The sequence below is a fragment of the Sphingomonas sp. IC081 genome (assembly GCF_006874585.1).
GTDB lineage: Bacteria > Pseudomonadota > Alphaproteobacteria > Sphingomonadales > Sphingomonadaceae > Novosphingobium.
On the sequence record NZ_CP029764.1, the window covers coordinates 31,696 to 51,936 of the forward strand.

At 61.1% G+C, this 20,241-nt stretch carries 24 protein-coding genes; 15 read left to right on the plus strand and 9 right to left on the minus strand.

The window, feature by feature from the left end:
* The first annotated feature begins 41 nt into the window (after window positions 1-41).
* The 12 genes from DM450_RS23970 (at window position 42) to DM450_RS24025 (ending at window position 12,525) form a co-directional block, all read left to right on the plus strand.
* The gene (locus tag DM450_RS23970; RefSeq protein ID WP_142639865.1) at window positions 42-1,193 is read left to right on the plus strand and encodes a phosphoribosyltransferase domain-containing protein; all 1,152 of its coding nucleotides are present in this window, start codon (window positions 42-44) and stop codon (window positions 1,191-1,193) included.
* A 2-nt stretch (window positions 1,194-1,195) separates the two neighbouring features.
* Window positions 1,196-1,942 carry a sucrose-6-phosphate hydrolase gene (locus DM450_RS23975; RefSeq protein WP_142639867.1) on the plus strand — a complete coding sequence of 249 codons (747 nt, stop codon included), beginning with the start codon at window positions 1,196-1,198 and terminating at the stop codon, window positions 1,940-1,942.
* Window positions 1,942-3,045, plus strand: coding sequence for a cysteine protease StiP family protein (locus DM450_RS23980; protein ID WP_142639869.1), 1,104 nt, complete (start codon window positions 1,942-1,944; stop codon window positions 3,043-3,045). The genes DM450_RS23975 and DM450_RS23980 overlap by 1 nt, the downstream gene beginning before the upstream one ends.
* On the plus strand, window positions 3,042-3,944 hold the full coding sequence (locus tag DM450_RS23985) for an HpcH/HpaI aldolase/citrate lyase family protein (protein WP_142639871.1): 903 nt from the start codon (window positions 3,042-3,044) through the stop codon (window positions 3,942-3,944). The genes DM450_RS23980 and DM450_RS23985 overlap by 4 nt, the downstream gene beginning before the upstream one ends.
* A gap of 61 nt (window positions 3,945-4,005) precedes the next feature.
* Window positions 4,006-5,175 carry a toxic anion resistance protein gene (locus DM450_RS23990; protein WP_142639873.1) on the plus strand — a complete coding sequence of 390 codons (1,170 nt, stop codon included), beginning with the start codon at window positions 4,006-4,008 and terminating at the stop codon, window positions 5,173-5,175.
* Window positions 5,172-5,843 carry a hypothetical protein gene (locus DM450_RS23995; protein WP_260610728.1) on the plus strand — a complete coding sequence of 224 codons (672 nt, stop codon included), beginning with the start codon at window positions 5,172-5,174 and terminating at the stop codon, window positions 5,841-5,843. The genes DM450_RS23990 and DM450_RS23995 overlap by 4 nt, the downstream gene beginning before the upstream one ends.
* Window positions 5,840-6,268: a thermonuclease family protein gene (locus DM450_RS26585; protein WP_142639876.1), complete on the plus strand. Its 429-nt coding sequence runs from the start codon at window positions 5,840-5,842 to the stop codon at window positions 6,266-6,268. The genes DM450_RS23995 and DM450_RS26585 overlap by 4 nt, the downstream gene beginning before the upstream one ends.
* A 227-nt stretch (window positions 6,269-6,495) precedes the next feature.
* Window positions 6,496-6,972, plus strand: a complete 477-nt coding sequence (locus tag DM450_RS24005; protein WP_185928873.1) for a PH domain-containing protein — start codon at window positions 6,496-6,498, stop codon at window positions 6,970-6,972.
* Window positions 6,973-7,057: 85 nt separating this feature from the next.
* A complete protein-coding gene (locus tag DM450_RS24010; RefSeq protein WP_142639880.1) occupies window positions 7,058-8,098 on the plus strand; it encodes an IS110 family transposase in 1,041 nt (346 codons plus the stop codon).
* A gap of 481 nt (window positions 8,099-8,579) precedes the next feature.
* The gene (gene istA, locus DM450_RS24015) at window positions 8,580-10,052 is read left to right on the plus strand and encodes an IS21 family transposase (RefSeq protein WP_161626247.1); all 1,473 of its coding nucleotides are present in this window, start codon (window positions 8,580-8,582) and stop codon (window positions 10,050-10,052) included.
* Window positions 10,049-10,915, plus strand: a complete 867-nt coding sequence (istB, locus tag DM450_RS24020) for an IS21-like element helper ATPase IstB (protein WP_142639882.1) — start codon at window positions 10,049-10,051, stop codon at window positions 10,913-10,915. The genes istA and istB overlap by 4 nt, the downstream gene beginning before the upstream one ends.
* A 65-nt stretch (window positions 10,916-10,980) precedes the next feature.
* Window positions 10,981-12,525, plus strand: a complete 1,545-nt coding sequence (locus DM450_RS24025; protein ID WP_409529380.1) for an integrase catalytic domain-containing protein — start codon at window positions 10,981-10,983, stop codon at window positions 12,523-12,525.
* 55 nt (window positions 12,526-12,580) lie between these two features.
* On the opposite strand, the gene DM450_RS24030 is transcribed toward DM450_RS24025, so the two are convergent.
* A complete protein-coding gene (locus tag DM450_RS24030; RefSeq protein ID WP_013039775.1) occupies window positions 12,581-13,930 on the minus strand; it encodes an IS1380-like element ISSp1 family transposase in 1,350 nt (449 codons plus the stop codon).
* 410 nt (window positions 13,931-14,340) lie between these two features.
* Here DM450_RS24030 and DM450_RS26410 point away from each other — a divergent pair, with 410 nt between their 5' ends.
* Together DM450_RS26410 and DM450_RS25990 are read left to right on the plus strand one after the other, a co-directional pair.
* The gene (locus tag DM450_RS26410) at window positions 14,341-14,484 is read left to right on the plus strand and encodes a helix-turn-helix domain-containing protein (RefSeq protein ID WP_231382153.1); all 144 of its coding nucleotides are present in this window, start codon (window positions 14,341-14,343) and stop codon (window positions 14,482-14,484) included.
* A 146-nt stretch (window positions 14,485-14,630) separates the two neighbouring features.
* Window positions 14,631-14,780 (plus strand): hypothetical protein, encoded by a 150-nt coding sequence (locus tag DM450_RS25990; RefSeq protein ID WP_172668332.1) that lies wholly within the window; start codon window positions 14,631-14,633, stop codon window positions 14,778-14,780.
* A 10-nt stretch (window positions 14,781-14,790) separates the two neighbouring features.
* Here the strand turns inward: DM450_RS25990 and DM450_RS25995 are convergent, their stop codons facing one another.
* From DM450_RS25995 to DM450_RS24065, 8 genes are all read right to left on the minus strand, one after another.
* Window positions 14,791-14,955 carry a hypothetical protein gene (locus tag DM450_RS25995; protein WP_021223002.1) on the minus strand — a complete coding sequence of 55 codons (165 nt, stop codon included), beginning with the start codon at window positions 14,953-14,955 and terminating at the stop codon, window positions 14,791-14,793.
* Between the two features lie 217 nt (window positions 14,956-15,172).
* Complete coding sequence (locus DM450_RS24040; protein ID WP_006954176.1) at window positions 15,173-15,877, minus strand: DNA adenine methylase; 705 nt, start codon at window positions 15,875-15,877, stop codon at window positions 15,173-15,175.
* A gap of 148 nt (window positions 15,878-16,025) precedes the next feature.
* On the minus strand, window positions 16,026-17,102 hold the full coding sequence (locus DM450_RS24045) for a hypothetical protein (protein ID WP_054944310.1): 1,077 nt from the start codon (window positions 17,100-17,102) through the stop codon (window positions 16,026-16,028).
* A gap of 507 nt (window positions 17,103-17,609) precedes the next feature.
* Window positions 17,610-17,846, minus strand: a complete 237-nt coding sequence (locus DM450_RS24050; protein ID WP_041734157.1) for a hypothetical protein — start codon at window positions 17,844-17,846, stop codon at window positions 17,610-17,612.
* Window positions 17,847-17,864: 18 nt separating this feature from the next.
* A complete protein-coding gene (locus tag DM450_RS24055) occupies window positions 17,865-18,569 on the minus strand; it encodes a SprT-like domain-containing protein (RefSeq protein ID WP_014194364.1) in 705 nt (234 codons plus the stop codon).
* Window positions 18,566-18,751 carry a hypothetical protein gene (locus tag DM450_RS24060; protein WP_054944719.1) on the minus strand — a complete coding sequence of 62 codons (186 nt, stop codon included), beginning with the start codon at window positions 18,749-18,751 and terminating at the stop codon, window positions 18,566-18,568. Before DM450_RS24060 ends, DM450_RS24055 begins: the two co-directional genes overlap by 4 nt.
* Before the next feature lie 2 nt (window positions 18,752-18,753).
* A complete protein-coding gene (locus DM450_RS26000) occupies window positions 18,754-18,927 on the minus strand; it encodes a hypothetical protein (RefSeq protein ID WP_168196124.1) in 174 nt (57 codons plus the stop codon).
* The gene (locus DM450_RS24065; protein ID WP_238551638.1) at window positions 18,924-19,307 is read right to left on the minus strand and encodes a hypothetical protein; all 384 of its coding nucleotides are present in this window, start codon (window positions 19,305-19,307) and stop codon (window positions 18,924-18,926) included. The genes DM450_RS26000 and DM450_RS24065 overlap by 4 nt, the downstream gene beginning before the upstream one ends.
* A gap of 167 nt (window positions 19,308-19,474) precedes the next feature.
* Here DM450_RS24065 and DM450_RS24070 point away from each other — a divergent pair, with 167 nt between their 5' ends.
* Window positions 19,475-20,068 (plus strand): recombinase family protein, encoded by a 594-nt coding sequence (locus DM450_RS24070; RefSeq protein WP_067407130.1) that lies wholly within the window; start codon window positions 19,475-19,477, stop codon window positions 20,066-20,068.
* The last annotated feature ends 173 nt before the right edge of the window (window positions 20,069-20,241 follow it).

Here is a 20,241-nt window from a genome sequence, read left to right on the forward strand (position 1 = left end):
CCGGCTATCGGGTTCACAGATAAAGAGGAAATTTCTGATCCATGACGATCATGGTCGACGACACGCGCGTCGTGTCGCTTGAAAGCGGCACTCTCACCCTCAAAATTCACAACGACGCTTCGATCGACGAATTGTGCGGCTTTGCAGCCCGCGCCAATCCCAAGCGTGGGTTCCTGATCGTCTCGAAGGTTCTCGGACGCCACCTGCCGGCGGCTCCGGCCGCCATGCGCGGTTCCATGGATCAGCTGGGGGCTATGCTGCCCGCCGACTTACCCCAGCCGGTCGCCTTCCTCGGCATGGCCGAGACGGCGACAGCTCTTGGGCAAGGCGTGTTTGCCGCCTATCGGCGCACCAATCCTGATGTCTCTGCTCTCTACCTGCAGACCTCCCGCCAGCGCGTCGAAGGATCAACGATCATCGCAACCTTCGAAGAGGGGCACAGCCATGCGACCTCGCATCTCGTCCAGATCGCGGATGAGCAGCTGATCGCGCTTGCGCGTTCCGCCCGCACCCTCGTCATCATCGATGACGAATGCAGCACGGGCAACACCTTCATCGGCGGCGCGGAAGCAATGATGGCAGCCTTGCCGAACCTTGAGCGCATCGAAACCTGCTGCCTCACCGACTGGAGCGGCCAGGCCTATTGCAGCGCCATGCCGCTTCCCACCACCGGGCACGCGATCCTGCGGGGCGCAATGAACTGGGAGAAGAACCTGCACCAGGTGCCGCCCCAGTTGGCCAGCACCAGCAATGGTGTAGGCACGGCGCCGGCCACTGGCATGGGCAGCCGTTCGGGTCTCGTCGACCCGGAGCGCGCCTTCCGAGCGCCGGTGGAACCCAAGGCCGGAGAGCGCATCCTTGTGCTTGGCGACGGCGAACACAGTTATGAGGCTCTGCTCATCGCCGAGGAGATCGAGGCCAAGGGCGGGGTTGCCGCGATCCAGTGCATTACCCGAACACCCGCGCTGCTGGGACATGCCATGGAGACTGTGTCGCATTTCGACGATGCCTATGGCAGCGGCGCCCCCTGTCACCTCTACAACATCCTGGGCCATCAGCCCGACCGCATCATCATCGCCGCTGAAATCGCGGGTGAGCAGGTCCACCAGGCAAAGGCGGCCGTCGCCGCTCTTGGCAAGGACATACCGATTGAGATGGTCCTTTGCGGATATCACTCTGCGGAGGAAAAATAAGAATGACCGCGCCTGTTGTGTTTACCGATCTGGATGACACCCTGTTCCAAACTGCCCGGAAGTGCCCTGACAAGAAGGTGGATGGCCTCCGCCTGATGAGCACGCTCGTCGACGGTTCACCGTCGGGCTATGCCACAAGACGCCAAGAAAACCTGCTCAACTGGTTTCGCGCCGGCAAGGTCATTCCCGTGACCGCCCGCAGCACCGAGGTCATGGCTCGCGTCGACATCGAGCAAGCACCCGCAATCTGCTCCAATGGCGGCTGCATCACCCTTGAGGGAGGCGTGATTGATGATGAATGGCACAGCCATCTTCAGGCATCCGCTGCAAAGGAGCCGAGCATCTTTGAGATTTATGCTGCGATGACGGGTCCTCTCGACGAGGGGCAGTTCCGGCATTGGATCGTTTCGGAGTACGGCCTGCCACTCTACATCGTCATCAAGAGCAATGTCGACGATGGCGAGATTCTCGAGCAGCTGCGCGACTCGCATGCGTCGCTCACTCCGGCGGGATGGCGCCGCCACAAGAACGGCAACAATCTGGCCTATATGCCCTCGTGGCTGAACAAGCGGCATGCTGTCACCTATCTGATCAACAAGATCCGGACCACGGCCCCCCAAACGCCCATCATTGGCGTGGGCGACAGCACGTCCGACGTCGGCTTCATGGACCTGTGTGATTTCGCCATGGCTCCCACCAACTCGCAGCTCTGGCAGGCTGTCCGCAACGACAATGATTGGACCCGCTGATGAGCACGATCCTCGCTGTAAAACCCACCCTGTTCTCCGGATCCTATGATCCCTCGGACGTCCAGATCCTGCTCAAACCGGCCGCAATCAAGCATGTCGATGTCGAGGAAAAGGAGCGCCTGATCCAGTCTGGCTCTCGCCACTACTCCGAGATGCTGTCGCCCGAGAAGGTGCCGGACGAACGTTATATGACGCTCTACGCCGATGCGCTTCGCCGCAACGGCGGGACACTGCGGGCGCATGTCGAGTTCCTCGCCCGCAAGATCGCTGCCCGCCCGGAAACCGCCAAGGAGTGCGTCGTGATCTCGCTCGCCCGGGCAGGCACGCCGATTGGCGTCCTTTTGAAGCGTGCGCTGCTCCGTATCGGCATCGATGCCCATCATTATTCGATCAGCATCATTCGGGGGCGCGGGATCGATCTCAACGCCCTTCGGTACATCAAAGCCCGGCACGGCACGGAAACCTCGATCTTCCTCGATGGCTGGACGGGAAAGGGCGCCATCAAAGGTGAGCTTGAGCATTCGCTCGCCCAAGAATCGCTGGGCTTCTCGCCATATCTCGCCGTTATCGCCGATCCGGCCGGCTGCGCGGACCTGGCTGCCACGACCGAAGATTATGTCATCCCCAGCGGCCTGCTGAACGGCATCGTCTCCGGCCTCATCAGCCGCTCCGTGCTGACCGACGACCTTGTCGGACCAGGGGATTTCCACGCCTGCCTTTTCCAGGAAGAGCACGCGCCATTCGACATCAGCCGTGATTTCATCGCAGCCATTGAACAGGCGCCTATGCCTACGGCGATCTGGAATCCCTGGTCGCTAAATGCGGCCAAGGAAGCACGAGAAGGGCGCGAAGCCCTGCTCCGCGAGTTCGCCGTGGAGGGTAAGATCAGCGACGTGAACCGGATCAAGCCTGGCATCGCCGAAGCGACCCGGGCGATCCTGCGCCGCGTTCCGGATCGCATCTGCGTTCGCGATCTGCATGACCCTGAAGTCCAGCATATCAGGCATTTGGCAGAGGCTGTCGGCCTGGTGGTCGAAGAAATGGACCTGAAAAACTACCGCGCTGTGACGATCATCAAGCGCCTGCAGGGGGAACAGGAATGAAGGCAATTGAGTTGGGGGCAACCCTGTACGTCCCCGCGATCAAGGAGAATCTCCTCGACACTGCCTACGGAGCCAACCCTTCGGTTCGGTCCATTGTCATCTGTCTTGAAGACGCAATCCGTGAGGATGAGGTCACGCACGCTGAAGAGCGCTTTGCAGAAGCGCTGACCCGTTTCGCCGCGAGCGCAACGCCAGTTCTCGTGTTCGCACGCCCGCGCAATATCGAGATGCTGGTGCGCTTGCTGCGCATGCCCGGCATCGACGCGATTCAGGGGTTCGTGCTTCCCAAGATCACGACCCAGAACTTGCCCCAATGGCTATCCGTGCTTGTACACGGAAAACATGCCTTCATGCCCACCATCGAGGGTGAGGAGGCCTTCGATCGAACTGCGCTGAGCCGGCTGCGCGATCAGCTGTTGCCCTATGCGGATCGTGTGACCGCCATCCGCATCGGCGGCAACGACATCCTCAACATTCTTGGAGTCCGCCGCTCCAAGACGCGAACGGCTTATGATGGTCCGCTTGGCCCGGTCATCCGTGACATAGCCGGAACCTTCCTCCCTTACGGCTTCAGCGTCGCGGCGCCTGTGTTCGAACATTTCTCCTCAACCGATTTGCTCCGCAACGAGGTAGAGCAGGATATCGAACATGGGTTGCTGACCAAGACGGCGGTCCATCCCCTACAGATCGAAACCATCCAGAGCCTCTACCGACCGAGCGGAGCAGAAATGGCTGAAGCTCGGGCCATTCTCGAAAAGGATGCCCCAGCGGTGTTCGGTTCTCATGGCAGCATGTGCGAACCCGCTACTCACCTGCGGTGGGCCGGGACGATCATTCAGCGAGCACAAATTTATGGCACCGCGACACCGGTAACTGAGGCGCAATGCAGAGTGGCATAGGCTGGAGCACGCGCGAAAAATCGCCTAATCACTGAATGCAGAAAGAAAATTGGGGGTAATCATGAACGATCTCGTCCTTAAAGCGCCGGAACCCGTCGCCGCCATTCCGTCGGAAAAGGCTGCCGGCCTGGTACCGATCGAGTCCGACGTGAAAAGCAAGCTCGACCTGAAGGTCGATCAATATGTCGGCGAACTCGTGTCGCTCGACGCCAACAGCCCGGACTTCGGCAACAAGGTCAACCAGCTGGCCAACATCGGCCAGAAGGAAATCGTTGCCCTCACGAGCCAGAGCAATCGCTTCCTCGATCGCCCCACCAAGGCGATGGACGGCGAGGGTGGCGTCGGCAGCTCCCTGATCGAACTTCGCAATGTCATCGAGGGCCTCGATCCTTCCCGCGACGGCGGCCTGCTCCAGCCGCGCAAGCTGTTCGGCATCATTCCGTTCGGCAATAAGCTCAAGGCCTATTTCGACAAATATGCCTCCGCCCAGAGCCACATCAACGGCATCCTCACGGCTCTAACCCGAGGCAAGGATGGCCTGCTTCAGGACAATATCGCCATCGAAGCTGAGCGCCGCAAAATGTGGGAGATGATGGGCAAACTGGAGCAGATGATCCATATCTCCAAGACGCTCGACACCCGCCTCGAGGACAAGGCGGCGGATCTGGACGCGGTTGACCCAGCGAAAGCCAAAGCGATCCGCGAGCAGGCTCTGTTCTACGTTCGCCAGCGCACCACCGATCTCCTCACCCAGATGGCGGTCACGGTCCAGGGTTACCTCGCCATGGACCTGATCAAGAAAAACAACATCGAGCTGATCAAGGGCGTCGATCGCGCGTCAACGACGACCATTGCAGCCCTGCGCACCGCCGTGACGGTGGCCCAGGCGCTCGCCAGCCAGAAGCTCGTGCTCGATCAGATCACGGCCCTCAACACCACCACCTCGAACATGATCGAGAGCACCAGCGAACTGCTCAAGACCAACACGGCACGCATCCACGAGCAGGCCGCTTCCTCGACCATCCAGGTCGAAACGCTGCAGAGGGCCTTTGCCAACATCTACGCGACCATGGACGCCGTCGATGAATTCAAGATCAAGGCGCTCTCCAACATGAAGCAGACGGTCGATGTGCTCTCGGCCGAAACGGAAAAGGCCAAGGGCTACATCGCCCGCTCTGAAGGCGCATCGCAACGCGCTGCCGGAACGGATCCGCTACTCAGCGTCGCATGATCGCTGCCCTTGCGATCCTCATCGGTCTGATTGCTGCGTGGCACGTCCTGCAGTTGCTGCTCTACCAGTATCGCAATAAGCGTGCTGGTAGGGCAGAATGGGTGGCGTATGACGCGCGGTTGAAGAAAGATGGACGAAGGTCATGGCGAGAAACAAGACGCGAGCTGGAGGCTGAATTGAGCATTTTCGACAAGCTCAACCGTGCCCTTTTCGGCGGGCAGGCATCTGCATCAACCACGCCGACCAATGCCACCCCTGCAACCACATCGCCACTGCCACCGGCCCTCATTGACTATGAAGATGAACGCGTCCCAGGCCCGGCCAAAGACCGCATTCGCCGCATCCTTGCATGCCTGCAGCAGATCGAAGGGGCAATGGAGCGGGAAACCATTCCCGGCTTCTCCCGCGTTGATGTCGAGCAGATGCGCAGTCACCACCTGCCAAAACTGGTCAAAAGCTACATCGACATCCCGGCAGCGCACCGGTCAGAGATCTTTCGCAAGACCGGCAAATCAGCCAGCTTCATCCTGAATGAGAGCCTCGACAAGATGCAGGGCAGGATCGACGAAATCCTGCGCAATCTCGCTCAGCATGACATAGACGCCTTCACTCAAAATACCCAGTTTATCGGGCAGCGCTATGCGGATGAGGACAACCCCTTTTTATGATATCATTGATTGCCGCCGCTGCGATGATTGTGCCTTCTGGCGAGGTTTTCCAGTGTCGTCCCACTCACGTATATGACGGAGATGGACCGATATGGTGTGCCGAGGGTCCAAAAGTTCGGATCAGCGGCATAGCTGCCCGAGAGGCAGATGGCACATGCCGTCCTAATCAGCCTTGCCCACAAGCATCGGCGCAGCAAGCACGTGACGCATTGGTCAATCTGTTCGGAGGACCGAAAGGACGCATTGCGACTGGCCACGTTCAGGTGAGGTCAGTCCCGATGGTCTGTCGGTCAGTCGGAGGCGCTGGCGGAAGTCGTACGGCAGCCTGGTGCACTTTGGCCGATGGGCGCGACCTTTCGTGCGCAATGATCGCGACTAAAATGGTATTGGTCTGGCCTCGATATTGGCGTGATCACCGATGTTAGAGTGCGGCTAAAGTGCATGAACGGCCTTGTCCAGTCATTATCTCGCGCTAGCCGCGCCAAGAGTAGTTGGGCAAATCGCATAAAACTGAAGGTCTCCGGGACGAGCTTCCTGGCTGAGCGCGCTACCTGAGTCACTGATTGCACTATTGATGCAAAGAGTGACGCAAAGTAACGATCTTTGAACGGTTTGCGGCCAAGTTGCGCTATAAAATACAATGGGGGAAAGAATGAGTTCATCTTCAGCATCGGATCCGACCAGAATCCTTGAATTTCGTCCGTCAACCAAAGCGTTTCTGCTTAAGTCGGGTGGTGGCTGGCTTTTCCTCATCATGTCTGTTCCCGCCTTCATGATTACGCTGCCATTGCTCGCAATTTGGTGGCTTCGTAATAAGACGACGCACTACCGTATGGATAGTGAGCGGCTATTCATCCGATCGGGAATAATTTTTCGCCAAGAGGACGAGATTGAGCTTTATCGCGTCAAAGATATCAAGGTTCATTTCTCTTTTATTCAGCAGATGTTTAACTGCGGAACAATTGCAATCATATCGTCGGACTTCACGGGAGAGCGGCTGTCGGGAACTCGCCGTTTTGCTACATCCCACGAGATTAAGCACGTACCCGCTGCTCGTCAGCTCCGCGAAGATCTTCGAAATCGCGTAGAACGAATGCGGGGTCGAACGCGCACGCGCGAGATCGATTAGCGGATGAGGTGGATGGCTCCCGCTCACGGCATCTAAGTGCCAAGATGGGTTTGCTGTCATGCGACCCGAGAAGGAGCCACCCGCCATGGAGATTAGCACGATCGGCCTCGATTTGGCCAAAAACGTTTTTCAGGTTCACGGTATCAGCGCGACCGGAGAGGTCGTCATTCGCAAGGCGCTGCGGCGATCGCAGATGTTGCCGTTCTTCGAGAAGCTGCCGCCGTGCCTTGTCGGCGCCGAGGCCTGCGGGACGTCGCATCACTGGGCGCGCGAACTGACGAAGCTGGGCCATGAGGTGCGGCTGATGCCGGCGGCTTACGTGAAGCCTTATGTGAAGCGCGGTAAGAACGATGCCGCCGACGCAGAGGCAATCTGCGAAGCGGTCACACGTCAGACGATGCGGTTCGTGCCCGTCAAGTCGCGCGAGCAGCAGGCAGCGTTGTCGCTGCATCGCGTGCGTAGCCTGCTGATCAAGCAGCGCACGCAGCTGGTCAACATGATGCGCAGCGTGCTCGCCGAGCTGGGCATCGCGATCCCGGTGGGGATCGTGAAGGCACTGCAGATGGCGCGGGAGATCGCCGAGGGTGAGTCCAAGCTCGACCTGCCGACCGAAGCGGTGAACGTCGTCGCCATGCTGGCAGGACAACTGCTCCAGCTTCACGCCCAGTTGCGAAAGCTCGACCTGCGTCTCGCCGCTCTGCAGCGGAGCGACGACAGGGCCCGGCGCCTGGCGACGATCCCTGGTATCGGGCCGATCGGCGCGACCGCGCTTGCCGCGTCAGTGACCGATCCAAGCCAGTTCTCGTCAGGGCGCCAGTTCGCCGCCTGGCTAGGGCTGACCCCGCGGCAGAGTTCGAGTGGCGGCAAGGACCGATTGGGGCGCATTACCAAGATGGGCGACAGATATCTGCGGCAGCTCCTGGTCATTGGCGCAACCGCGCTTGTCCGATACGCCAAGCAGAAACCCAGCACGGTCGATCCGCGCTTTGTCGCTCTGCTCGCCAGAAAGCCTGCGCGCGTTGTCTCGGTCGCCATCGCCAATAAGATGGCGCGGATCGCATGGGCGGTCATGGCGCGCGGCGGCGTCTTCGAACGCGGGCATGCGCCCATGCTGGCAGCAGCATAGATCAAGAGTTTAGCTGAGGAGATCAGCTTCACGAGGTTGTGAGAGCGAAGGATGTGATGGCAAAACCGGTCGGACCGGGAACAAGGACAACCCAAGGACTGTCTTAGGCGTCATAGCCTGCAAAGCCGATCGGACCTTGTTCGCGGACACCATCAGGGCCAGCAGTCTACACCGACTGCATCAACAGGCCGGACAGACGACTGCACCCGACGGAACGTCAGATCATCACTTTATGCTTGCAACGCGGGATGCGCGGCGACTGACAGGATGCGAGCGTAGCGACAATCAAGATGAGAATCGGTTGTTGGGGTGTCGGTGAAGGGCGGAGGGCGTAGCCCGAAGCCCGTAGCCGAGACCCCAACAACCGATGGCCCTTTAATGGAGGAGCCGCAGATCGTCGGGGCCGACCCAATATTCATTGGCATATCCAGATTGGAGGGAGATGCCGTGAGTGCCGGGTTGCCAAGTCAACGATCATCAAATGAGGCTTTTCATGAAATTGCGACAGACCAACCCGGTCCCGGTGGCTGCGGCGAAGGCCGGGTTCAGCACCGCGACGGGCTACCGGATCGCGAGCGATCCGGTGCTTCCTTCACACCGTAAAGCGCCCCGCGGCCGACGGCGACCTGATCCGTTGGAATCGATCTTCGAGAGCGAGATCGTACCAATGCTGAAGGCGGCACCTGGCTTGCGGGCGGTGGCGATCTTCGAGGAGATGCGCCGTCGCCATCCCGATCTCGATTTTGGGGTTCGCCGCACGATGGAGCGTCGTATCCGTGCCTGGCGGGCCGTTCATGGCCCGGAACAGGAAGTGATCTTCCGCCAGACTCATGAGCCGGGGCGAATGGGCCTTTCGGACTTCACCGACATGAGGAGCCTCAAAGTCACGATCGCGGGTGCGCCCCTCGATCACCTGCTTTACCACTTCCGCCTGGTGTGGTCAGGCTTCGAACATGCCCATGTCATCCTGGGCGGCGAGAGCTATGTCGCATTGGCTGAGGGGCTGCAGAACGCGCTTTGGATGCTGGGCGGCGCGCCGGGCGAACACCGCAGCGACAGTCTGTCGGCCGCGTTTCGCAACCTTGATGCCGATGCCCGTGCGGACTTGACCACACGCTACGACGCCTTGTGCGAACATTATGGCATGACGCCGACCCGCAACAACCGCGGCATCGCGCATGAGAATGGCAGCGTCGAAAGCTCCCACGGCCATCTCAAGGCGGCGGTGGAGGATGCGCTGGCGATGCGTGGATCGACCGACTTCGAGGACCTCGCGGCCTATCGCAGGTTCATCGACGAGATCGTTGCCCGAAAGAACCGGCGCAGTGCCGCCCGCATCGACACCGAAAGGGCAACGCTCAAACCGCTACCTGATCGTCGCACCAGCGACTACGAGGAACATATCCTTCCCGTCACCTCGTCCAGCACCTTCGTTCTGCGCAAGGTGTTCTACACGGTGCCGTCACGGTTGATCGGGCATCGACTGCGTGTGCGCCTCTACGATGATCGGCTCGATCTGTTCCTGGGCGGCAGTTATCTCATGACCCGGCCACGCGGTCGCCCGAAAAGCGCTACCGAACATGGCTATGTGGTGGATTACCGTCACGTGATCCATAGCCTCAGGCGTAAGCCGATGGCCCTGCTGCAGCTGACCTATCGCGACCAGTTGTTCCCGCGCGAGGCGTACAGGCTCATGTTCGAACGGCTGCTCGAAGCCATGTCCGAGCGTGACGCTTGCCGCAAGATGGTCGAGTTGCTGTCCATGGCCCATGAACGGGCCTGCGAGGCCGAGCTTGCCGATCTTCTCGCCCAGGACCTTGACGAAGGCCGGCTGCCTGACATCGCCGCGTTGCGAACGCGCTTCTCGCCCGATCCGGCCGCGCTGCCCGAGGTGGTGGTCGAGCTTGGCCCCCTGACCGACTACGATGCCCTGCTGCTGGGAGAGGCCGCATGACCAAGGCCCATAACGTCGATGCCCAGCGCCTGAGCTTCATCCTCAACGAGTTGAGGCTTCCTGCCATCAAGGTGATCTGGCCCGAGTTTACCGAACGTGCCGACAAGGAGGGCTGGCCCGCCACCCGACTGCTCGCTGCACTTACCGAGCATGAAATGGCCGAACGTGACCGGCGTAGGATCGAACGTCATCTGAGCGACGCACGATTACCACCGGGCAAAACGCTCGACAGCTTCGCCTTCGACGCCGTGCCGATGGTCTCGCGGGCGCAGGTCACGGCCATGACCTCGGGCGACGGATGGCTGGAAAAGGGCGCCAATCTCATCCTGTTCGGCCCGCCGGGCGGAGGAAAGAGCCACTTGGCGGCAGCCATCGGCCTGCAACTTGTCCAGAATGGTTGGCGCGTGCTGTTCACCCGCACGTCCGAGCTGGTCCAGAAGCTTCAGCTCGCGCGCCGCGAACTGGCGCTCGAATCCGCCATCGCCAAGCTCGACAAATACCACCTGCTCATCCTGGACGACCTCGCCTATGTCGCCAAGGATCAGGCTGAAACCTCCGTGCTCTTCGAGTTGATCAGCGCACGCTATGAGCGCCGATCCATGCTCATCACGGCCAACCAGCCCTTCGGCGAATGGAACCGGGTCTTCCCGGATCCCGCCATGACGCTCGCGGCCGTCGACCGTCTCGTTCATCACGCCACCATCTTCGAGATGAATGTCGAGAGCTATCGTCGCAGGGCCGCCCTCCAGCGACAGACAGGGGCTGGAAGGACCCCAAAATACGCGACAATCAAATCCATCGAGAAAATGTCGATCAGCGACAATCAGAGCGAAGAATCGCCCTTGCCGCATTGCCTCACCTGAACTGCTCCCGGCGGGGATAACGTTGCCTCATCTAGAATGCTCCCGAAGACGATCGGGAGCGGACGATGAGGAAGGTGAGCATGGCAACGCGGACGGAGTTGGTTGAGGCGGTTGGCGAACGCTACCGATCGGCGGACAAACGCAGCAAGGGGCGCGTCCTCGATGAGTTCGCGGCAGTGACTGGTTTCCACCGCAAGCATGCGATGCGGCTGCTGCGCGCGAAGCGCGAAGCAGCGGAAGGCACACGCCCCGCACGACGGGTCTACGACGAGGCAGTTCGGACGGCGCTTGTGATGGTGTGGGAAGCATCGGACCGGTTGTGCGGCAAGCGATTGCAACCGCTCATCCCGATCCTGCTGGAGGCGATGGAACGGCACGGGCATCTGGACGTGGCGCCGGAGGTGAAGACCATGCTGACGCGGATGAGCGCTGCGACGATTGATCGGGCGCTGCGCGAGGTGAAGGTCGGTGGCCGTTCGCCGAAGCGGCAAGGTGTGGCAGGCACCGCGCTCAGGCGTAGCGTGCCGGTTAGGACGTTCTCCGACTGGAACGATCCGGCGCCGGGACACATCGAAGCCGATCTGGTGTCGCATAGCGGCCCGGTAGCGAAGGGAAGCTTCGCCTGGACGTTCACGCTAACCGACATCGCCACCGGCTGGACCGAATGCGCCCCGCTGCTGGTACGCGAACAAACGGTGCTGGTCGCGGTATTGAACGAGCTGCGCAAGTTGATGCCCTTTGCGCTGCTGGGATTCGATACCGACAACGACAGCGTCTTCATCAACGAGACGGTCCGGGATTACTGCTTGGAGGCCGGCATCGCGTTCACTCGCTGCCGCCCCTATCGCAAGAACGACCAGGCGTGGGTGGAACAGAAGAACGGATCGGTCGTGCGCCGGCTGGTCGGCTATCGCCGCTTCGAGGGGCTGGAGGCTACTGCCGCCTTGGCCGATCTGTACGCTGCTGCGCGATTATTCGTGAACTTCTTCCAGCCATCGTTCAAGCTGGCGGAGAAGCGCCGGGATGGCGCCCGCGTCCACAAGCGTTATCACTCTCCTGCAACGCCGTGCCAGCGCCTGATCGACGATCCGCGAACGGATGATGCTACCCGCGAACGGCTCCGGATCATGCAGGAGGGGCTCGATCCCGTTCGGTTGCTGCGCGATATCAGGTCCGCGCAGCAGCGGTTGGTCGCGCTCGCCGACATGACGGTCCCAACCAAAGTCGGCGAAAAGGCCTCACCTGAGCTCGACGCGTTCCTGTCGAGCCTCCGGACCGCATGGAAGAGCGGTGGCGGCCGTCCGACCGCGACCGACAAGCCCAAGGTCCCTCGCGGCCGCCGTCGACCCGATCCCCTGGTCGACGTGACGGAACAGTTGAAGTGTTGGTTCGAAAAGGAGCCGTGGCGGACCGGACGAGAGCTGCTTGAGAAGTTGCAGGCGGAGCAGCCGGGTGACTATCCCGAGGGCTTGTTGCGGACGGTGCAGCGCCGCCTAACCTCTCTTATTCACGACGCTCGGTTTCGGGCCCGCTCTGGGCATTTGCTGCGGCTGGCTGTATTGCGCGGACGACCGGCATCGCTGGCGTTTGTTTCACCGCATTCGGATTGATGGGCTTTTCGGGTTGAAGGGCTGGGCTCGGAGTTCTGCGGCGCTGCCGCATGGGCTACGTCGGCGCAGGCTTCAGCCGGAGAACGAGGGCGCGGAACAGGTCGGCATCCGGACAGGCGGAAGCGAAGGCAATGCGGATGCGGCTAGCACTTTCTACGACGCGCGCAGCGACCTTGAGCAGCCGCAGGCGCAAGGTGGTAAACTCCGCGCTTGCCAGAGCAGCGGTCCTGGGCATCGCCTGCTGGATGCGCCATAGCAGCCAGTATGCGGCAGTGTGCAGTATCAGGCGCATCTGATTGGCATTGGCCGAGCGGCACGAGGTTCGGTCGCTGGCGAGCTGGGACTTGTGGCGCTTGATCAGGTTCTCGGCCTGACCACGCGCGCAGTAGAGCGTGTCGTAGATGTGCTCGGCCGATCCTGTTGCCAACGAGGTGACGACATAGCGGATGTCCATGCCCAGCGTGCTGGCCTCGATCCGTGCAACGACGCGACGCTGGCACTTCCAGGTCTTTGCCCCATAGCGGGTCTCGGCATAGTTGCGCAGGACGGGACACTGACGCTGGGCGCGCTTGACCGCGCAGGCATCGGCGACCGCAACAATGGCGGGATCGGCGCGCAGCGCTGAATTGGTGGGCAGGCCGAACACGTAATCGACGCGGGCCGCATCGCAGTAGGCCATGACCTCGGGTCGACCATAGTGCCCGTCGCCGCGGATAGTGATGTGGGTATCGGGCCAATTACGGCGCAGGTGACGCACCAGGCGTCGGATGTGCCCCGCCGCCTCCTTTCCAGAAGGCGTCTTGCCTGTGCGCAGCAGCATGGCCACCGGCCTGCCGGTCGCGGTGTCGTAGATATGGATCGGTAGGAAGCAGCGCTCCCCATGATGCCCGTTCCAGAACGAGAGCTGTTGATAGCCATGCACGACGTCGCACGTGTCGTCGATATCCAGCGTGACCGCTGTCGGAGGGGCGGGATAGCTGGCGCAGTAGATGTCGATCATCGCGGCCATCATGCTGGCCAGTTCGCGCGTAGTCGGTGCATTTTCCCACCGGCTCATCGTCGGTTGGCTGGCCAGCCCCGCGCCCGATTCCGGCAGCTTGCCGAGCGCCAGGCGGAAGCCTGGATCGTCGCGCAGAGCATCGAGATCATCGGCATCCTCATAGCCGCACGCAATCGCGAACACACGGGCACGCAGAATGTCATCCAGGCGATGGATCACCCGCGCTGGATCGCGCGGATCGGCAATACAAGCCGCCAGGCGCTGGCAAATCCCCATCGCGCGCTCGGCCTGTGCAAGCAGTAGAACACCGCCATCCGAGGTAAGCCGGCCACCGTCGAACGCAGCTGTGATTTTCTTGCGGCCGACTGCTGGGAATCCAAATGAGCTTGCGATATCATCGTTCATGGCGGGTGTGGCCCGTGGCATTTTCTGCCCTGCGGCAGGTTCGGCTTAGACACCCAGTTCCTAATTCAGATCAGAGGCTTACGCCACTCCCGCCAACCCTTCAGGACACTTTTGGTGAATAAGGCGGGCTAGCTCGCTAATGTAATGCAGCGAATGGAGCGCGTGTTTCAGTTGAAAGGCTGATAGATCGTCGCCCAGCTCCGCCGCGATAGCGAGGCTTTCGCGCGTGAGGGCTATAGCATGTTGGAGGCGGTGATATTGTTCGTCGTTCAAGTCCATCATCACCCGACTCCGAAGCAGGTTCCAGAATGGCAATATACCTACGTTTGGACGATATGGCGCACCCGTTGAGCAAATTATTCGGGAAGCGGTTGAGGGCGCGGAGGCAGGCCCTCAAAATGTCGCAAGCGATGCTGCATGAGCAAACCGGCGTCACGGCCTCCTACATTTCGTTTATCGAGAACGGGAAGGCCAATCCGACCTTGGATGTTATGGCGCAGCTCGCGGACGCGATCGGTTGCCCTGTCTCGGAAATGTTGGCCGCTGAAGCATAGTCGCCGCTGTCTATGCGCTGCAGCATAGCCGCCCGCGTCTATGTCGCCGGTGGCATAGACGTTCCCGTCTATGATGCTGGCCGGTGAAGCCCCTTGCTGGCTTAGGAGGTTGCAGCATCGAGCCTGAGCCGTAATCATCCGGTGCCATGAAGGACTGGCCCGATCCGAACGACGATTCCGGCAGCGACTTGCTTATCCACATCGAGTTTTGGGGATTGCTGGCGCTTACCGGGCTTGCCTTCCTCGCGGGCGTTGGGCCGCCGATCGTCCGCTTTGTCCGTTCAGTCATCGGATAGGCGCGCACGCCTATGATGCTGTCCCGTGGCGGGGAACAATGTAGGCCCATATGCCGCCTTGGCTCGCCCACTCTGGATGCCGATAGTTATAGGCCATCATGGCGAGCGTGAACAGCAGCAGCAGAAGCGCCGACAAATCGCCGCGCGAAAAGGGCCTGTTGTTATCGCCGTTCATCGCCTCTTTTGACACAGGAGCGGTAATCGGACCCTTGCCCGCCTTGGTTAAATGTTGGTGGACGAGCTGGCGGCGCAGAAAGATGGACCCGACAGCTAATGCAGCCGGGTCCAGTGAAAGAACCTAAATGATCGAGAAAGGTTCTTCGGGTCGCAGGGCTGATCTAGGATGCTTTGGTTAATCATTTCACAACGGCAACGAGTGCGGCGCTGGCCTGCTATGAGTCCACTTCCAGCAGCGCGGCGAGGATCGCAATTCGCTCGCCCGCAGGCAGCTCGCTAAACATGCGTTTCCAACGTGCCGCCTTGCGCTTGATCCTCTGGCGATCGGTGAAATCCACCCCGGCATGGGTGGCCCAATGCGCCGCGTCGGGCGCATAGTTCATCCATAGACATTCGGTGCGCGGCCCGCCTCGCGTCATGGCCTGATAGGACAGGACGCGCCAGCGCGGCGCGGGCAGCAGTTCGCTATACAGGGACGAGGGATAGCCTGAAATCATCACCGAGGCGGGCAGCGCATCGAGGACGGCCAGCAGTTCCCTATGGTCCGCTTCCGTATAGTCATAGCGGTAGCGCGTGCCCGGATGGGAGCGCGTGGCGAGGACATAGGGCGGATCAGCATAGATCAGCACGCGCCCAGCGGCCGAAAAGTCGAAATCGCGCAGGAAGGCGAGGCAATCGACGTTGTAGGTTTCGACGGCCGCGCCATCGAACGCGCTCGATTCCTCTGCCGCGATCGAGCCGAAGCACTCAAAGGTAGCCGGATCAATTTCGAGGCCGATCGAGCGGGCAGCGGGAGGCTTGCGCCGGAGGACGATGCCGGAGCCTAGATGCGTCTCAATGTAGGTATCGTGCGGCGGCATATTGGCAATCACAGCCTGATATGCGCCCGAAACCTGTTTCGAGCCGAGATAGCCGGTCATGGCACCTACTGGAAAAGAAGGAGCAGGCGGGGGAAGCGTCCCCCTGCGATCGGGCCGCCCAGCGTCCCGCTCGACCCCCACAGCAAGGGGCCAGCCCCTCGCAACGCTCCCCGGCTAACACCAAACGGAAGGTTCGGGCTGGGGGCGTTCATCTGGAACGCCGGGGCGACGGCGGCTTAGGCAGGCCGTGGCCGATTTCGTTGGATTTGGTTTTGCCGTCGCCTTCGCTCTGGCCTGTCTTGAGGGCGTCGGAGAGTCCGGCGAGCGAGCTTCCCCGCGCCGCGTTCAGGAGAGACGTTCGGCCACTTTCCGGCGTAGCTTTTCGTCCGTCGCCATGTGCGAGGCTCCCACCAACATCAGGGCCTCCAATCGCGTAAAGTTGCCCGTGGGGAGATTGTCCTTTGAATTGGAGGGCGCAATCGGCGCTGACGCGGCCGAGCTGGTTGAGCCGGTCGAACTCTCTTTCAAGCCTTTCTTGGACAGGTCCATTTTCCAATTCCTTCCGCCAGATATTTACACCGTCCATGCCTTCTAGGCGATGAACATTCGCACGATCGCGCACGTCATGGACCGCAACCGAAATCTGATCGCCAAAGCGACCTAGAAGGGCCTCTAGGCCGTCAGGCGTGCCCTCCTGAATACGCACCATCACGGCCGCGCTCGCGCCCCTGCCTAGCTCCTCAAAGCGTTGGAACGTGTGCGCAAGCGCCTCCTCTGGCCGAGGCAGCACCGCTATTACCCCGACTCTGCATCCGGCGCTCAATGCCTGTTCGACCTTGGCGATGCTCGCTTGCGGATCGACAAGCTGGCCCTCAAAGATCGCGCGCACGTCACGGCCGAGCCGGTTTCCTTCATGCAGCGCCGCATACTGGATTTCAGAGGTTTTCCCGGCCCCCGGCATCCCGGTTACGAACAGCACCAGGTTGCGGGTCGGATCGGAGCTATCGGCTACTACGCGCCGGTATTGTTCGGCCGCCAGAACGGCCGCGGCATTGTGGACGGGCGCGTTGTATCGGCCGCGGGCCTCTCTTGAGGCGGTATATTCGGGAAGCAGCTCCTTCATGGCGTCCGCACAGACGTAGCGCCCCCCGAAAGTGCCGGGTCGGGCCGCATAGTCTGTCAGGAACCGTTCGGGCGCAGCTTGCACGGCATCGACCACGCGCCGTTGCACGTCCGCGCGATCGGCGTCCGCGAACTCCAATACCCTGATAGGTTCCAATGCCATCCCGCTTCCTCTGTCAGATCCGGCATAGACGCAGGCGTCTATGAGAACCAGAACTATTTGTTGGAGCGTGGTCTAGCACGAATATAAGAAAGCCCGACACAGGGCCGGGCTTTCGCACTTTCGGACACAACGGCGGGTTGTGCGCGACCCGAAAGCAGAGTTGTTGCAGAGCCGTATCGGGCAGGCACGGCGCTGGCAAGGCGAAGGAGCTGCGCCCGCGCGATATGCCCAGCCTTTATCGTCGGCAGGCTGTTAATCATGGTGTGCAACGGAAACTTACCATTCATCGTGCAGCGCGAGATTCATGGATAGCGATCCCGGAGAAGCGCGAAGGCTGCACGCGGTTGAGAACCGCGCAATGGCGCGCCGCATTGAGGCGGAGCGTTGGAAAGCTCTATGGGATGAGGCCCACCCCGCAGCGACGGAGGCCCCGGCCCCGGACCATGCAGCTCCCGACAAACCGAGCCGCTTGCGCTCGATATTAACGCTATTCCGAAGGGATGGCCTCTAGTCTCGCTTTTGACGCTGTTCAGGCTGGCCTAAAATGTGATCGTTGATGGTCACAACGGCAAGCGGGATCAGGTTGAATAGCTGGTAGGCGCAGATCGCGCCGACAAAGAACACCAGAAGCGGGTGTGCCTCAACCAGATCATAGTTGGCCCGGACAAAAACTGTCCCCGCTGCGAAGGCGAGGACATAGAGGATCATCGTCAAAGCCCCGTCGAATAGGCTGCGCATCGTCATGGGCTGATCCTAGCCCCTTTATTCGACAGGGGCGAGGGGCGCGCTGGCGCAATCGTCGCCACCGCACAGGAGCCGCAGCGCGGGCTTGCCCCATGCCTGCACGCCGCATGTAGGGCAGCGATATTTGATCCGGTTCGATCGGTTCCCCGTGGCGGGCTGAAGCACGTCCGCCAGATGGCCGCCGGCAGCGCCGGCGCCGGCGCCGGCGTCGATCGCCGGCGTCGGCATGATGGCCGGGAACCGATCGACCCACGAAATGCGGAAATTCTGCGTCAACAGGGCATCCGTGGCGAGCATGAAGGGGCCGCCCGGAATGGCATAGTCGGCCATTTTCTGCCCTGTCCTAGCGCCTCCGGGCTGGCCCGTGCTGGACGGCATGAGGCCGATCGCTTCCATTTTGTCGGCCCATTCCCGGTTATGATAGCCGGAGCGCGACGGGTTGCCGAAATGGAACTGCCATGCGTGGACCATTTCATGCGCTACGGTTTGGAGGACTTCGAGCAGGGGGACCACGGCGAAATATGCCGGGTTGATGGCGATTTCGTCGGTCTTGCTCTTGTCGTGATGATGCACGAACCGTTCCGATGAGAAATAGCCGTAGCTCCGCTTTTCCCTCTGCATCGTAATCAGGCAGGGGGGCAGCTCGCCCGCGAACAGCTCCCGGTTGTAATGGTCGAACGCCAGTTGCAATTCAGCATAGGCTTGCGCGGTCGGGTTGGTCATGCGCCCAGCGCCTTCGCTTCGGCCGCGCAGCGATCCTTATGGGAATACCACTCGCCCAGCGCGCTACCGCGACCACCTTTCCCGAACCATGTCCCGGAGCGCCAACCGCACTCGCAGCTTACCGAAACGCCAAAGCTATAGCTTGCCAGCTTGTGCCCCTTGAGGGGCTTTTCCTTCGCCATAATCAGACCCCTCTTTCATTGCGGCGTCGTTCAACATAGCCATCGGCCTTGCCGTCCTCGTAATGCTCCCAAAGGTCGGGGTTGGTCGGTTCGCAGCCCTGATAGCGGGGATCATCGGGCCAGCGGCCACAGTTCCACCCGGCGTTATAGGCGCGCTGCTGATCTTCATGGGTCATTGGCTGGCTCCCTGTTCAGCGAGGCGGGCCATGACGCGCACCATATTGTCAGAAAGCGACTTGGCCGAGCCTAGCGCGTCGTCGCGGTCATCCGTGTAGTAGGCGACCCGTTCGGCATGGTCCCGGTGCCAATCGGCATCATGGCGGCCCTGATCGGCCTCCACGATCGAGGCGAGCCGGAACGTCACCCGATACTCACCTTCCTTTTTGGTGATCGCCATATGAGGCAGCGCCCGAACGGCGGTGAACAACTGGCGGTCGGTTGTGACGGCCCGCGCCGCGCGCTCTTTCTTGCACTCCTCGCACACGCGGGATTTGAGATTGGCGGTTGGCTTTCCGCACTGGTTGCATGGCGGCAGCGGCTTGACGAGACGGAACAATCTGACCTCCTGCATTTGTATTGTGCAATACAATCTAGTGGCATTTCCCCTGTCCGTCAAACGGTCCTCTGGCGGCCAACAGGAATATGTCCGTTAACTCTGGACCTGCAACGGCGATTCGGACAAGATTGCATAATGACGGGAAAACGGACAGGATCGGACAGTCTGTGGCGCTGATCGGCTATGCGCGAGTCTCGACCGCAGACCAAAAGCTCTCGCTTCAGCTCGACGCGCTGAACAATGCCGGGTGCGACCGTATATTCAACGATCACGCATCAGGGGCGAAGGCCGATCGGCCTGGTTTGACCGAAGCGCTCGCCTATCTGCGCAGCGGTGACACGCTGGTGGTCTGGAAACTCGATCGTCTTGGCCGCTCCATGAGCCATCTGATCGAGAAAGTCGGCGAGCTGGCGGCGCGCGGCATCGGGTTCCGCTCGCTCACCGAAAACATCGACACCACCACTTCCGGCGGGATGCTGGTGTTCAACATCTTCGGCTCGCTTGCCCAATTCGAACGCGATCTGATCCGGGAACGCACCCATGCCGGCCTCAAGGCTGCTCGCGAGCGAGGCCGTCCCGGCGGGCGTCGGCCAGTGGTCACACCCGACAAGCTCCGCAAGGCACGCGATCATATCGCTTCCGGCCTCACCGTTCGCGAAGCCGCCGCGCGCCTCAAGATCGGCAAAACCGCCCTCTACAAAGCCCTCGAAGCCACGGAGAAGGACGCAAAGCCCAAGCGTTCCCGATCCGTTCACCCTTAGCGTGCAGATACGTCACTTTCGTGTAGTCACCCCTCGTTGGTGACGGGAGACACCCGGCATGGGCACCGGCGCCGGCTGTCAGGGACCGCGAAGCGGCCGCGTTAGCGGGCGGTGGGGGAGCCGATTTGCGCAGCAAATTGGGGGAACCGCCGATCCTTGAAAGCTGGCGCGCA